The organism is SAR202 cluster bacterium, from assembly GCA_016872355.1.
Classification (GTDB): domain Bacteria; phylum Chloroflexota; class Dehalococcoidia; order Lucifugimonadales; family VGZY01; genus VGZY01.
Genome location: VGZY01000078.1, coordinates 1 through 13650, shown reverse-complemented (window position 1 = coordinate 13650; position 13650 = coordinate 1). Strand labels below are relative to the sequence as shown.

Annotated in this window: 15 protein-coding genes; 6 read left to right on the top strand and 9 right to left on the bottom strand. The window is 62.3% G+C overall.

Annotated elements, in window-relative coordinates; genetic code table 11:
* A partial coding sequence (locus FJ319_12750) for a helix-turn-helix domain-containing protein (protein MBM3935145.1) occupies positions 1-187 on the bottom strand: 187 nt, incomplete at its 3' end.
* A gap of 138 nt (positions 188-325) precedes the next feature.
* Here FJ319_12750 and FJ319_12745 point away from each other — a divergent pair.
* Positions 326-832: a hypothetical protein gene (locus FJ319_12745; GenBank protein MBM3935144.1), complete on the top strand. Its 507-nt coding sequence runs from the start codon at positions 326-328 to the stop codon at positions 830-832.
* Between the two features lie 145 nt (positions 833-977).
* On the opposite strand, the gene FJ319_12740 is transcribed toward FJ319_12745, so the two are convergent.
* A complete protein-coding gene (locus tag FJ319_12740) occupies positions 978-1451 on the bottom strand; it encodes an RpiB/LacA/LacB family sugar-phosphate isomerase (GenBank protein MBM3935143.1) in 474 nt (157 codons plus the stop codon).
* A 120-nt stretch (positions 1452-1571) separates the two neighbouring features.
* Between FJ319_12740 and FJ319_12735 the strand changes: the two genes are divergently transcribed.
* The gene (locus tag FJ319_12735; GenBank protein MBM3935142.1) at positions 1572-2357 is read left to right on the top strand and encodes a hypothetical protein; all 786 of its coding nucleotides are present in this window, start codon (positions 1572-1574) and stop codon (positions 2355-2357) included.
* A 55-nt stretch (positions 2358-2412) separates the two neighbouring features.
* Here the strand turns inward: FJ319_12735 and FJ319_12730 are convergent, their stop codons facing one another.
* The 5 genes from FJ319_12730 to FJ319_12710 all read right to left on the bottom strand — a co-directional run bounded on the left by FJ319_12730 (position 2413) and on the right by FJ319_12710 (position 8454).
* Positions 2413-3477, bottom strand: a complete 1065-nt coding sequence (locus tag FJ319_12730; GenBank protein MBM3935141.1) for a 6-bladed beta-propeller — start codon at positions 3475-3477, stop codon at positions 2413-2415.
* Positions 3478-3578: 101 nt separating this feature from the next.
* Complete coding sequence (locus FJ319_12725) at positions 3579-5081, bottom strand: hypothetical protein (GenBank protein MBM3935140.1); 1503 nt, start codon at positions 5079-5081, stop codon at positions 3579-3581.
* Positions 5082-5273: 192 nt separating this feature from the next.
* Complete coding sequence (locus FJ319_12720) at positions 5274-6143, bottom strand: sugar phosphate isomerase/epimerase (GenBank protein MBM3935139.1); 870 nt, start codon at positions 6141-6143, stop codon at positions 5274-5276.
* A gap of 41 nt (positions 6144-6184) precedes the next feature.
* Complete coding sequence (locus FJ319_12715; protein MBM3935138.1) at positions 6185-7054, bottom strand: sugar phosphate isomerase/epimerase; 870 nt, start codon at positions 7052-7054, stop codon at positions 6185-6187.
* Between the two features lie 11 nt (positions 7055-7065).
* Positions 7066-8454, bottom strand: a complete 1389-nt coding sequence (locus tag FJ319_12710; GenBank protein MBM3935137.1) for an amidohydrolase family protein — start codon at positions 8452-8454, stop codon at positions 7066-7068.
* A gap of 139 nt (positions 8455-8593) precedes the next feature.
* Between FJ319_12710 and FJ319_12705 the strand changes: the two genes are divergently transcribed.
* Together FJ319_12705 and FJ319_12700 are read left to right on the top strand one after the other, a co-directional pair.
* Positions 8594-9589 (top strand): MFS transporter, encoded by a 996-nt coding sequence (locus FJ319_12705; GenBank protein ID MBM3935136.1) that lies wholly within the window; start codon positions 8594-8596, stop codon positions 9587-9589.
* A gap of 18 nt (positions 9590-9607) precedes the next feature.
* Positions 9608-10069, top strand: a complete 462-nt coding sequence (locus tag FJ319_12700) for an MFS transporter (GenBank protein ID MBM3935135.1) — start codon at positions 9608-9610, stop codon at positions 10067-10069.
* Here FJ319_12700 and FJ319_12695 read toward each other — a convergent pair.
* Complete coding sequence (locus FJ319_12695) at positions 10064-10462, bottom strand: DUF2203 family protein (protein ID MBM3935134.1); 399 nt, start codon at positions 10460-10462, stop codon at positions 10064-10066. The two genes, FJ319_12700 and FJ319_12695, sit on opposite strands and share 6 nt — an antisense overlap.
* Before the next feature lie 146 nt (positions 10463-10608).
* On the opposite strand from FJ319_12695, the gene FJ319_12690 reads away from it, so the two are divergent.
* Positions 10609-11505: an alpha/beta hydrolase gene (locus FJ319_12690; protein ID MBM3935133.1), complete on the top strand. Its 897-nt coding sequence runs from the start codon at positions 10609-10611 to the stop codon at positions 11503-11505.
* 98 nt (positions 11506-11603) lie between these two features.
* Here FJ319_12690 and FJ319_12685 read toward each other — a convergent pair whose 3' ends face one another.
* Positions 11604-12791 (bottom strand): hypothetical protein, encoded by a 1188-nt coding sequence (locus FJ319_12685; protein ID MBM3935132.1) that lies wholly within the window; start codon positions 12789-12791, stop codon positions 11604-11606.
* 92 nt (positions 12792-12883) lie between these two features.
* On the opposite strand from FJ319_12685, the gene FJ319_12680 reads away from it, so the two are divergent.
* A complete protein-coding gene (locus FJ319_12680) occupies positions 12884-13552 on the top strand; it encodes an SDR family oxidoreductase (GenBank protein ID MBM3935131.1) in 669 nt (222 codons plus the stop codon).
* Positions 13553-13650: the final 98 nt, after the last annotated feature.

Here is a 13650-nt window from a genome sequence, read left to right as displayed (position 1 = left end):
GTCCTCGATTGCCATGGACCAGCCCTGCCGCTCCATCCTTCCGGTAGGTCGCCAGAAGCCTCCATACCTGGCGCTCCGATACCCCCAATGCCGTGGCAGCTTGAGCCTTTGTCAATCGCTTCTCAAGGACAGCGTTCAACACTACCGTTCGTTTAGCCTCTCTCTCGCTCATTGTCAGTTCTTTCATAGACTGACATTTTCACTGCTCCCTTAACCCCTGACACTATCACTGCACCAATGCAAATTTAGCTTTGGGCGTGTTGACCGTGCCAACGGGCGCCTATACAATGTGCGAGATATTCCGCAGGGTCGAAAGGAACACTTGATGGCCGTTCACGCTGAAGCCCACCTGTCCCCGCTCACCGTCCAGAAGGAACTGCACAAGAACGGGGTTACTCACGTAGTCTGGTTGCCGGACACTGAGAGCAACTTCATGTACCAGCTCCTGTCCACGGACCCCAAGATGAAGATAGTCCCCATCTGCCGCGAGGCTGAGGGAATGCCTATCGCGCTGGGCCTGTGGGTAGGCGGAAAAAAGCCTGTGGTCATGATCCAGAACACGGGCATGTTCGAGTCCGGCGACTCCATTCGCGGCCTCGCGGTGGACGTGAACCTGCCGCTGGTGATGTTCGTGGGCTACCGCGGCTGGACGCGCCGCGGCGTTACGAAGGACTCCGCCGCGCGGTTCACCGAGCCGACGCTGCACGCTTGGACGCTGAACTATTATCTGGTAGAGACGGACGCGGACGCCGAGCGGATTTCCGTGGCGTTCGAAGAGGCTGAGCGCACGCAGCGGCCGGTGGTGGTGCTGATCGGCGCGGAGTACGTGTAGGGCGGCAGTGAGCAGTGGGCAGTTAGCAGTGAGCTGGCAGCCGAAGATAGTGAAAAGAAAAGGCCGGAGAACGATTGCTCCGGCCTTTTCTTTTGCTAGTGTATCCGTGTATTCGGCTGTTAGTCGACTGCTCACTGCCCACTGCTCACTGCCGTCCCCGCCCCGCCCACGCGGCCTCGATGGCGAGGACCTTGTTGAGACGGCGGCGGTACTTTTCCTGGTCCAGGAACTTGCCTGAGAGGAACGCGGTGACGAGCTCCTTCGCTGTGACGTCGCCGATGATGCGCGCGCCCAGGCAGAGCACGTTCATGTCATCGTGCTCGACGCCCTGCTTCGCCGAGTAGGTGTCGTGGCAAACGCTTGCTCGGACACCGGCGACCTTGTTCGCGACAACTGCGGCCCCTACCCCACTGCCGCACAGCACGATGCCGCGGTCGCCTTCCCCGTGTGCGATTGCCTCAGCAACGGCCTTTGCGAAGTCGGGGTAGTCGTCCAGAGGGTCGTTGGTGTGGGCGCCCACGTCCACCACCTGGTGGCCGAGGCCTGCTACAAGCTCCTTGAGCGGTCCCTTGAGCGGGTAACCCCCGTGGTCGGCGCCGATGACTATTCGCAAATCCATACCCTCCGAACGCGCTGCGCAATGCATTCAGGGTAGCATACCCCGGCACGCCGCGCCGAGGTGCTAGAATACCGGAAACGGCGCGCGGCGCGCAACGGCATTACTCAACATGAGGCAGTTTTGGAGCTTCCGGCATCCCGTCCCGACCTGGTCATCACGGACCGCTACTGGGCCAGCAAGGCAAAGCTGGCCCACCGTCTCAAGGAGATCGAGGCGCCGGGCGCGTGCCGGCACACGATTTACCTGAAACCGGAGTCCGTCGGCAAAGCGGGCGTGGATATACTTCTCAGGCGTGAGCTGGACGCGGCGACGGCGGCGCTGGTCGGCGAAGTCGTGCGGCAGGTGGAGGAGTCGGAGACCGGGCTTGTCGTATTCGCGATGGCTGACACAACCATTGCCGTGATACCGCCGTTCCCGGTGGAGGAGGACGCCGTGTTTGCGGGCTCGGAGACGGCAGACCTTGTTGAGATACTGGAGCAGGAGCTGACGATCGGCGTGGTGTTGCTGCGGCTGGGGAAGTTTGCGGTGGGTGTGTTCGAGGGCGGCGAGATGGTGGCTTCGAAGTCGGACTCGCGCTACGTCAAGAACCGGCACCGCGCGGGAGGATCGTCGCAGCGACGGTACGAGCGGAGCCGCGACCGCCTGGTGCGGGAGCTGTACGACGAGGCAGGCGAGGTAACGCAACGCATCTTTGCGCCGTATGAGGGGAGGATGGACTACATCCTAATGGGCGGCGAGAAGCACACGCTGCGCGAGTTCGTCGAGCGGTGCGAGTACGTAAGACGCCACCAGACCAAGCGTCTGAGCCGCCAGCTTGAGGTCGAGCGCCCCGGCCACAAGGCGCTGGAGAACATCCCCTACGAGATATGGAAGAGCCGTGTGCTGGTGTTCAAAGCGGGGGTATAGTGTACGGGGTACGGTCACAGCGGATCGACCCTGAAATACCCCATACCCTGGACTGTCAGTTCGCGTTCAGGGTCGGCACTTTGAACGGCGGGAGGATCTGGGTCTCGTCCAGAGGGTAAGCCTCTTTCTTGTATATCTGGATGCGGTAGTGCTCGAAGTCAGGGACGTACATGTGGCCGCGCTGGTCCACGCGGACTGAGCGCGGGCGGGTGAAGTATTTCTCTTGCTCCACGGTGGCATCGCCGCGCATGCGCTTCTGCTTGGCGGAGCGCTGGAAAGCGCGCTCGAGCGTCTGTTTGGAGAGCGTTGCGTCGCCGCGGAACTGCTGGACGTAACGGCCCTCCGGCGTGAAGAGTTGCACCCGGTTGTTGCCCCAGTCGCACACGAAAATATCTCCGTCAGAATCGACCGCCACCCCGGCAGGCCGCCTGAACTCGCCGTTGCCTTCGCCGGGCGACCCGAACTTCCAGAGGAACCGGCCATCTTGGTCGAATACCTGGATGCGGTCGTTGCGCCAATCGGCGATGTAGATCTGCCCAAGCTCGTCGATGTGGATGCCCCACGGCGAGACGAACTGGCCATCGCCGGTCCCGTGCTCGCCGAACGATGTCAGGTGCTTTCCATCGGCGGTGAACTTCTGGACGCGGTGGTTCTCCGAGTCCACGACCCAGACGTTGTCCTCCGCGTCCAGGGCGATGCCGGACGGCCGGTTGATCTGCCCCTTGCCGGCGCCTGACTGGCCCCAGCGGCCCAGGTACTGCGGGTAGTGGTCGTCGACGGAAAAGATGTTGACCTGGTCCGCGCCGTTGTCGGTGATGAAAATACGCTCCTGCTTCGCGTCCAGCACGATCTGGCATGGGAAGCGGGTTGTGCAGGCCGGGCTGACAGGGCGATGACGGTCTTGCCGGAAGCCGAAGCTGCCCAAGTTGTCATCGTTCAGGTTGGTCACATAGATCGGGCCGGACTTCCCCTTGCCGTAGTTGGGCGCGCCAGCCCCGAGCGAGTAGATGATGCCGTCGCGGCGGATGGCGAGATCGGCGGGGAAGATGGTGCGTTTGAATTCGCCGATTGTCTTGAGATACGGGAACCCGGCTCTCAGCAGTGCGTAAGGGCGCGCCATGCTTCCTCCATGGTGTCGAAAATCGATCTGATTGCCGCGTTGCGCCACGGGTACTGTGCTATTTCACCATATTGCCCGCACTTTTGGAACAGCCGCTCCGATCAGACGTGTCCCCTGCTACCGGGCTCGTGCAAATTCGTGATATCCCTCTCTGGTAGAGCAGTGCGGAATTGGAAGGCGTATATCTCGGCGTTCCGCAGGTGGAAGCGCAGTCGGACCGTTTGGCCTGCCAGCCGCGAAACGTCGAAGTTGTCGCGCCATGTGACTGTATGGTCGACGGCATCGCCCGTGAAAGCGTCGCAATCGTCGCGAGCTCTGCCTGCGACGGCAGCGCCAGACGGCTCGAGCAGCTCGACCGTGAGGCGCCCATACGGCATTGGATCAGCGTCCACAAGGCCTGCCGGGCGCTCTGGGGCTCGGGCGTTGATGATCAGCCGGTCTCCGGAGCAGACGACGGGTTTTGTTGTAAACGTTCCGCCTTGCTCGTACGCCTCCATCGAGACGAAGCCGTCGCGGCGCATCACGGCGAGACCGATGGCCTGACCGTTGTAGTCGAGTGCGGACCTTTTCGAGATTATCCCCTGCTGCGGATGGTCCGGCCTGTGCGCCTTGGCAGGGACGTTGCTGCCGGTGTAGTAGACCATCATCCTGTCGCCGTGGACGATTGGCTTCGACACCATCACCCACTCGCTGTCCCACGTACCCCAGAGGCCCTTGCGGTGGGCCGGCCACAGCGGCGCCGCGCGAGTCCAATCGACGCCGTTGCGACTGTAGACCAGCTCCGGCATCTCGTTGCCGGACTCCCATTTGTAAACGTCGTTCAACAGACTGGCGGGAGCGTCCTCAACCTGGTTCGAGATGCTCGTTGCCAGGAATCCTATATAGAGGTCCGGGGTGTACAGCACGCCGTCCAGGTAAGGACACGACCAGCCGGGCGGGTCTGACAGACCCTTGCGGATAACGGTGACGGTCCCGCTCCACGACTCGAAGTCGTCGCTCGCAGTGCGGAGACAGGCGGGCTCTGAGCGTACGGTGCGACCATCGACATCTGCGGGGAGCGTGGTGGATTCCCTGTGGTAGTGGACGAACTGCTCGTTAAGGGGGTCCCAACCGAACAGGACGCCGTTTGGACGCGACGGCGGCGCAGGGAAATAGGCCTTCTCAGGCAACATGCGCCAGCGAATGCCATCGGCCGAATAGGCCGGCACGAGCCCCCATTTGACATCGGCGTCGCCGCCGCCGGCGTCGAACTTGTCCATGTAGAGCATCTTGTAGCGACGGGAAGGGTCCGGGTCCAGGTAGTCCTTGATGATACTGGGCCTGCGGAGCTGTTCCCATCCGCCGAAGGCTTTCGCAGGCGGCAGGATGTTGTTTTGCGTGGACCCGGCGAATTCCGTCAGGCCAAGCGAGGGTTTTTCCCACTCTATTCCGTCACGGGAAACTGCGTAGCAGCTCTTGTAGCCGCCCTTCTGAACAAGGTTCCCAGCCATATCGTCGACGTAACGGCCCTTGCGAGGCGTCACATCTACCGAATCGGTCCGGTACCACATTTTGAAGATGCCGTCCTGTTCGTCGAACAGCACTGTGCCGCCGCCCAGGTACACGCCTCCTCCGCCTTGCTCCCACGCACGGTCAGCCAGGATTACAGGCCGCTCGCTTTGCCTGGTAGGCCTGTGGAACCGGCGTGAGACACCCTCGGTCAACTCTACAACGCGGTCGTCAATGAAAAGTTGCCTGACCGACCCTATGCGGATGGGAGCGACAGCCTCTTGCGCCTCCTGGGGGACCCGGCCGGCTCACTGGACCTCCACGCCCACCTGCCGCGCAACGGAGCGGATGTACTGCTGGCCCTCGATGGTCTCTGAATACGGGAAGTGTTCCGCATGGATGGCGATATCCTGTTTCAGCTTTCCGAGGCGGCGAAAAATTGTGTGGTAGTCCATACTGCCCCGGCCGGGGACGGCCTCGTCCACATGGGCCACTACATTGCCGCCTCCGGAGAGGGCCACGTCCTTGGCGTGGAGGCCAGTAATATAGTCGCCAAGCTCGTCGAAGATCTTGTTGATGAGATCGCCCGTGCGGTAGGCCATGAACGGCTCAACCAGATTCACTGGGTCCATGAGTATCTTGAGCCGGGGCGAAGGAACGGCGTCGATAAGCCGCTTGTAACGGTCAATCGAGCATAGCGGGCCGAGTATGTGGGGGTGTCCTGCCACGTCGATGCCGACGTTTTCCGCCTCCCGGGCCAGCCAGCGGATGTCTTCAACGCAGCGCTGCCACGTCTCTTCCGCCCACATCAGGCCGCCGGACTTGCGGCCAGCGTAGAGAGAGAACCCGACTAAGTGTGCGCCGAGTGCCTTGCCCTGGCGAAGCTGGCGACGGTAGAGTTGCTTCGTGTATTCGCGGTCGTCGTTCTCCCACGCCCCAAGGCCGCCTGCGCTGTTTTTGCCCTTGTAGAAGCCGCTGAATTCCCCCACGCGAAGGCCGTTACTGTCCAGGAACGACCTGGCCTCCGAAAGCTGCGCTTCGCTCCATTCCGGCAGCGACTTGATGGTGATCGCTTTCACGTCCATCGTCGCCGCCTTCTTCACCAGCTCATTGCGCTCCTGCTCCCCTTCCTTCCCGGGAACCAGGTGCGAGCCAATCGGCGCACTCAGAAACAGCATGTCGTCACCTCGTTGAGTTGTTCATGGGCGGAGACCGCTTGTTAACGGATTTCTACGCCCACCTGGCGACCGACGGAGCGGATGTACTCCTGCCCCTGGATGGTCTCTGCATATGGGAAGTGCTCGGCGTGGACGGTCACGTCCTGTTTGAGCGCCCCGAGCCGACGGGCCATCGTGAAGTAGTCCATGTTCCCCTGGCCGGGGACAGCCTCGTCCACGTGCGTGATGACCTTCCCGCCCCCGCTGATCACCACGTCCTTGGCGTGAACGCCAATGATCTGCTCTCCAAGCGCATCGAATATGTCATTCAGCAGCCTGTCTGTCTGGTAGATGAGGTGCGGCCAGACCATGTTTACGGGATCGATCAGCACCTTCAGTCGTGGCGAGGGGATGCGGTCGAGCATATCCTTGTAACGATCGACAGAGTGTATCGGCGTCATGACATGGGGGTGCGCTCCCACATCGATGCCGACCTTCTCCGCCTCCTGGACAAGTTCTCCGATGGCCTTGAGGCAGCGCTCCCAGGTCTCGTTCGACCACATGGCGGGCGTGCGGATGCCCACCAGGAGGGCGAAGCCGACGAAGTGGGCGCCGAGGAGCTTGGCCTGGCGCAGCTGACGCCGGTAAATCTCAAGAGTATTGTCGTAGTCCTCCTGGTCCCAGGCGCCCAGGCCGCCGGCGCTGCCTTTGCCTTTCACAAAGCCCGTAAATTCTCCCACGCGCAGACCGTTCGCGTCCAGGAAAGCCCTGGCTTCGCGGCAGTGATTGTCCGTCCAGTCCGCCGGCACCGACTTGATCGTTATCGTGTCGACGGCCATCGTGGCGGCCTTGCGGAGGAGCTCCGCGCGCTCAGTTTCTTTGTCGGGCCCGACCTGAAGGTGGTGTCCTATCGGCGCGCTCATTCGCAGCATGGCAATTACTCCTACTGTATGGCGTTCTTGTGCGCTCGGCCGCCCTGCATGATCATGAGCAGCTTTGACTTGTCTTCCATCACCCGCAGGTCGTTCAGGGGGTTGCCATCGACCACTAGAAGGTCTGCCCTCTTCCCGGGCTCAAGGGTGCCGGCGTCCGTGAAGCGGGCGCACTCAGCCGCCGTCCTGGTGGCGGCGACTATGGCCTGCATCGGCGACATACCCGCCTCAACGAGCAGGCCCAGCTCTTCCGCGTTCCTGCCGTGCTCGCCAACGCCTGCGTCGGTCCCCATTGCGACGGGAACGCCGAAGCGGACGGCCTGCCGGATGTTTTCCACCTGCACCTGGGCGGTCGCTCTGGCCTTTCGCATCGATTCCGGCAGGACACTGCCGGGCGACGACTCTCCACGCCTGATGGCGGCCCGGATGGCCTGCAGCGTCGGCACGAGGAACGTGCCACGCCGCTTCATCTCGGCCATCGTTACCTCGTCGACAAAGATGCCATGCTCAATGGAGCCGACTCCGCTTTCGACGGCGTTGCGGATGCCTTCCGCCGACTGGGCGTGGGCCATGGTGGCCTTTCCCTGGGCCTTGGCTTCCTGGACTATAGCCGCGATCTCTTCCCGGGTGAACTGTGTGGACGTGGGTTCGGTACCGGGGGAGAGGACGCCGCCGCTGGCCATCAGCTTTATCACGTCCGCGCCGGCCTTGAGAATGGCCCTCACAGACTTCCGGACCTCGTCCACGCCATCCGCGACGCCGTTCGGCCATTCCGCCGGGTCCTTGCCGGGCAGGCCGCTCGGCAAGAGAGGATGGTAGATGCCGGAGGGCATTAGCATGTCGCCGTGGCCGCCGGTCTGGGACACGGGAGTGATAGAGATCTTCATGCGTGGCCCCGGGATGAGGCCGCGCTCAAGCGCTGTCTTGAAGCCTCGGGGCGTGCCGCACGCGTCCCTGACCGAAGTCACGCCCGAGTCGAGAGTAGATTTGGCGTTGGCCGCAGCCTCGAACATGCGCAACGACATCGGGGTCGCAGCCAGATCGTGGAGAGGCTTCAGGTCCACGAAGAAGTGGACGTGGCAGTCAATCAGGCCCGGCATAATTGTCCTGCCGGAAACGTCTATCACTTCGGCCCCGGGAGGGATGCCGCTCAGCTTCCCGACCTGGACGATGCGCCCTTCGTCGTCGATGACGACGGTAGCGTTGGTAATGGGGTCGCGGCCAGACCCATCGATGAGGTCGCCGCCCGTCAGGATTTTCATGTTTCTGGTCTCCACTAAATATGTCATCGAAATACAAGCGTCTAGCGAAGGCAGCTTTGGTAGGGGCGGGTCTGAGTCCCGCCCTCGCCACCAAGAATTCCGGCAATTGTTGGCCTGGCACGTTGCAGGCAGGTACATGCCCGGTATCCGATGAGGGCAGGTCTCAAACCTGCCCCTACCGAACAACCCACCGTACAACGCACTATGTATTCCAACATACGCGGAGTGTAATTGCCTCCTGGAGCGTAGTCAATGCGATCGTGGTATCCTACCTGCCATGACTCAACCCGCTCCTGCCGCGCCTGCCCAAGCGAAGTTGCGCAACAAGTGGCTCGTGCTCGTCGTCCTCTCCATCGGTAACATCATGACCACGCTCGACGGCAGCATGGTCAACGTTTCTTACCCTGCTCTCGCGGACGCATTTAACACCGATACGTCAAATATCCTCTGGGCTACGGTAGCTTACTGGGTCACGAGCGTTAGCCTTCTGCTAACGATGGGGTGGATAGGCGATGTGTTCGGCCGTGGGAGGGTGTTTACATCCGGTTTCGTGGTATTCACGGTGGGCGTGGCGTTATCCGGCCTTGCGGTGAACTTCCCACTGTTCCTTGCCGCGCGCTTCATCCAGGCTTTCGGCGGCGCGATGGTCCTATCCAACCTGAACGCGATAATCACCGGCAGCTTTCCGGCGGAGGAGCGAGGAAAGGCGCTCGGGGTGTCGGCAGCGATCGTGGGTATGGGCCTCACGCTGGGGCCACTGCTGGGAGGTGTCCTGCTCGACCTGTTCGACTGGAGGGCGGTCTTCCTGGCGAGAGCGCCGCTGGGGCTGGTTGGCGTAGTGATGGCCTGGAAATTCGTTTCGCGGACTGTCCCGGGCGGGGCGAGGTACAAGTTTGACTATATCGGCGCACTCGCGCTCTTTGCGAGCATGGCGTCTGTGCTTCTCTGCATCAACAGGGGCGGAAAGCTGGGATTTACATCGCCGGTGGTTATTGCCTGCGCCGTGGCCGCGGCCGTTTTCGTGCCGTTCATGGTGTGGACGCAGATGCGGTCGCCGAGGCCGATCCTGGACTTTTCCCTGTTCAAGGACCGTTCATACCTGTTTAGCCTGCTGTCCATCCAGGGGCACTACATGGCTTACGGGGCGATAATCCTCCTGGCGCCATTCTTCTTCCTGGACGCGCTTGAGTTCTCGCCCACTCGAATGGGGCTTTTCATCTCAGCCTTCTTCGTGGGGAGGACGGTGGTTGGACCCATGGCGGGGAGCCTGTAGGACAGATACGGCCCCAGGGTGTTTCTGGTCGGGGGCAATTTCCTGCTTGCGTCTTCGCTACTCTGGCTCAGCGGGCTGGCCGAGTGGCCTTCCGATGCTGCGATAGCCGCCCCGCTTCTGGCGGCCGGGCTGGGGGGTGCGCTCTTTGAGCCTGTAGCCCACAGCGTCGTCATGGGATCGGCGCCGCCGGACAGGCTGGGGACCGCGTCCGCATCCATCGCCATGGGGCGCCAGGCGGCCTACGCTGTGGGCGTGGCGCTCATGGGCACCGTCTTCACTATCAGGGAGCGCTTCTACGCCGTGGAGTTCACGAATCGTGGCTATACGCCAACCGGCGTTAACGCGCTGTCGATTCAGCACGCCTTCGGGGACGCGCTCATCGTTTGCGCTGTCCTTGCAACCGGCGCGGCGCTGGTATCCATGTTGCTGCGACCTGAAAGCCAGGGCCCCCGCCGCGCCGTTTCAGGAACGGTGTCATAGAGGCTGGCGGCCTGCAAAGCCCACGTTCGTCTCGTGCCAGAATTTGATCTCCCGCTCGCCCTTTATCCAGCACAGGTAGACCTCCCTGCCCTCACGCACAGACTGGAAATCGACCAGGCCGTCGTCCACGCTGCGCACTATGATCCCGCGCTCGATAACGCTGTCGATCTTCTGCTGGATCTGCGCAGTCAGGTCCCGCATGGCCTTCTGCTTGCGGTCGAGCGGCTTGTCCATTTCGCCGTGACCGTTGGAGTGCACCTTGCCCATAATGTCGCCCAGCTCATCTTCCAGCCGCCGGGCATCGGCCATGAGCGGATCTATCTCATCGAACGTACGCTGCAGCCACGGCACAAGCGCCTGGGCCTCTTCCAGCGTGTAGAACTTGTCGGGCATCGTGCACACTCCTTGGGTCCGCCGCTGCGTGGTCACTTACCGTAGCATATCGTTCAGGTAACATAAAGCGCCCTCAATCGGATAGAATCGTGCCTGTTCAACAGTCTGCCCCAAGGGGACGGAGGTACTCTGTGACCGGAAACAAGGTGGCCCGCCGGAAAGAGCTTTATTCACTCCTTGGGGACCTGCCGGACCCGGGACGGCGCTTCACGGTCATCAGGCTTGGGGAGGAGGAGCGCGAGGTGTACGTGCTGGAGAGGCTGCTGCTTGATCTCAACGGGATCGAGCCGGTCCCGGCGTACTTCGTGCGTCCCAAAGGCGCCCGTGGCCCGCTTCCTACGGTCCTTTACAACCACGCCCACGGGAGGGTCTACGAGCTAGGTAAGGACGAACTTATCGAGGGGCGCGTTCAGCTCCAGACCACCCCATATGCGGACCTTCTAACGAGCATGGGGTACGCCGCGCTGTGCTTCGACACATGGTGCTTTGGCGAGCGACGCGGACGCTCGGAGTCCGAGATGTTCAAAGAGATGCTCTGGAACGGCCAGGTGATGTGGGGGATGATGGTCTATGACAGCCTGCGAGCGATCGACTACCTGGTGAGCAGGCCGGACGTGGACGCCTCGCGCATCGGGACCGTAGGGCTATCGATGGGAAGCACGATGGCGTGGTGGGTCGCGGCGCTGGACGAGCGCGTGAAGGTGTGCGTGGACCTGTGCTGCCTGACGGACTTCCATTCGCTCATCCAGGCGCGCAACCTGGACGGCCACGGCCTGTACTACTACGTGCCCGGCCTTTTGAAGCACTTCACCACGGCGCAGATCAACGCGCTGATTTCGCCCCGGCCGCACCTGAGCACCGCGGGCATCTACGACCTGCTCACGCCGCCGGCCGGGCTGGACAGGATAGACGCCGAGCTGCGCGATGTGTACGCGGCGGACGGCGCGGCGGAAGCCTGGCGCCTCAGCAAATACGCCATCGGACACTTCGAAACAGCTGCGATGAGGGCGGAGATAGTAGAGTGGCTGAGGCGGTGGCTCTGACAGCAAATTATGAAGGATGAATTATGAAGTATGAATTGAAGATCGCACGGATCGATCCTTCATCATTCATACTTCATGATTCATAATTCGCCTTTGCCCTACCCCACTATGTCCCTGAAGACGCGCAGGTAGTTCAGGCCGAGGAGCTTGCGTAGCTCTTCCTCGTTGAAGCCGCGGCGGGCGAGCGCGATCGTCAGATTGGGCCAGTCCGCGAAGTTCTCGTACCCAACGATGTGGTACTCGCCGTCGACGCGGTGCTCGGGGCGGAAGCCGGCCCAATTGAAGGCGCCGGGGCGGGCGCCACGCATCTCCTTCGGAAACTCTATCATCGAGTCCGTGCTCGGGCCGGGGCCGCACTTGTCGTTGCCGATGCCCACGTGGTCGATGCCCATAACATTCACCAGGTGCTCGACGTGGTCGACGAAGTGGTCCAGCGTCGCCTCGAAGCCCTCCTGCAGGTAGCCTGGAATTATCGTTACGCCGAAGAAGCCGCCCTGGTCCGCGATGGCCTTTGCAAACTTGTCGCTCTTGGCGCGGTCGTGCATGACGAGCGCCGAGGGGTTGGCGTGGGTGACCACGACGGGCGACGTGGAGATATCCATAGCGTCCCACCCCACCTGCTCGCAAGAGTGGCTGACATCGACAACCATCTTCAAGCTGTTGAGCCTCTCGATCATCGCCTTTCCGAAACGCGTGACGCCGCTCTTGTGTATCTCCGCGCAGCCGTCTCCGACGAGGTTGCGCAGGTTGTAGGTCAGCTGCACGACCCGCAGCCCCATGTTGAAGAAGACCTCAACGCGGTCCAGGTCCGAGCCGAAGGGCACGGTATCCTGGAAGTCGATGATCAGGCCGTGATTGCCGGTGCGGTGCGCGCGCTCGATATCGGCGGCTTTGCGGACCAGCACCATCTCTCCGCCGAGAGAATCGATTATGCCCCGGGCCTGGGCGATGCGGCGGACCGAGTCCTCGAACTGCGTCTCGAAGGGGCCGGTGTCGCCGTACGTGCCGCTCGCGACCGTCACCCCGGAGCGGCGCCAGAAGTTGATGTACTCCTCTCGTGCTTTGGGATTATGCTGAACCTCGGACGCGATCATCGCGGACATGATTCTCGAAGTCTCCCCTCGGGATAGTCCCTGGGCGAGGCACTCCTTCATATTCGCTCGCATGTTGTCGTTGTAGAGAAAGCCGTATGTAGTGGGCGGCTGCTGCGCGTCGATAACGAGCGCCTCGTAGTGAAGCTGCCGCGCCTCCTCGGGCGTGAGGCTGGGCTTTCGTGCTTTTGGCATGTAGCGTCTCCTTCGGTTCTGGGTTCCGGCCACCAAGTATACACACTTCGCGAATTGCGTGATAATACCCGGCACCAATCGGGAAACGGCTCATGGAACAGGAAAATCGGTTCGAAAGCCAGGCTGCTTTGATCGTCGGCGGAGCAAGCGGGACGGGTTTCGCCATCGCCCGCAGGCTTGGCACGGAGGGCGCGCGGGTCATGCTGGTGGACCACGACGGGGCGGCTGGCGAGAGCTGCGCGAACGCCCTTGATTCGATGGGCATTGAGGGGCGGCTCGTGATCGGGGACCCGGCGGACCCGGCCGTTTCCACGTTTGCGGTGCGGTCGGCCGTGCAGATATGGGGACGGCTGGACGTGCTGGTGACACTCGCGACAGGGGCGGGATTGGAGTCTCCGTCCTGGGAGACGCCTGTAGAGGTCTTCGACCGCGTTTACGCAACGAACATGCGCGGCCTGTTCTTGTTCGCCGGGGCCGCCGTCCCGTGGATGCTAAAACGCGGATACGGCCGGATAGTATGCGTTGTCCCTCATGCTCCTGGTGGCGGCGCGCGGCGGGCGGCGTTTTCGGCGACGGCCGCGGGTGTGGGGGGAATGGTGAAATCGCTGGCAAAGGAGCTGGCCGGCAGCGGTGTGCTCGCGAATTGCGTCGCGGGCGACGGTGGGAGCGCAGAGGCGGCGGCCTCGGCCGCCGCCTTCCTGGCTTCGCCGGAGTGCACGTTCACGACAGGGTCGGTGTGGTACGCGGGCGGCGGTGGGTAGTGGGCAGTGGGCTGCGAATCTCGCCCTAACGGCCTTGTAAGATAAAAAGAGACTGGCTGATGTATAAAATGTGAGATAGCACGGCAGGCCGATCAGGC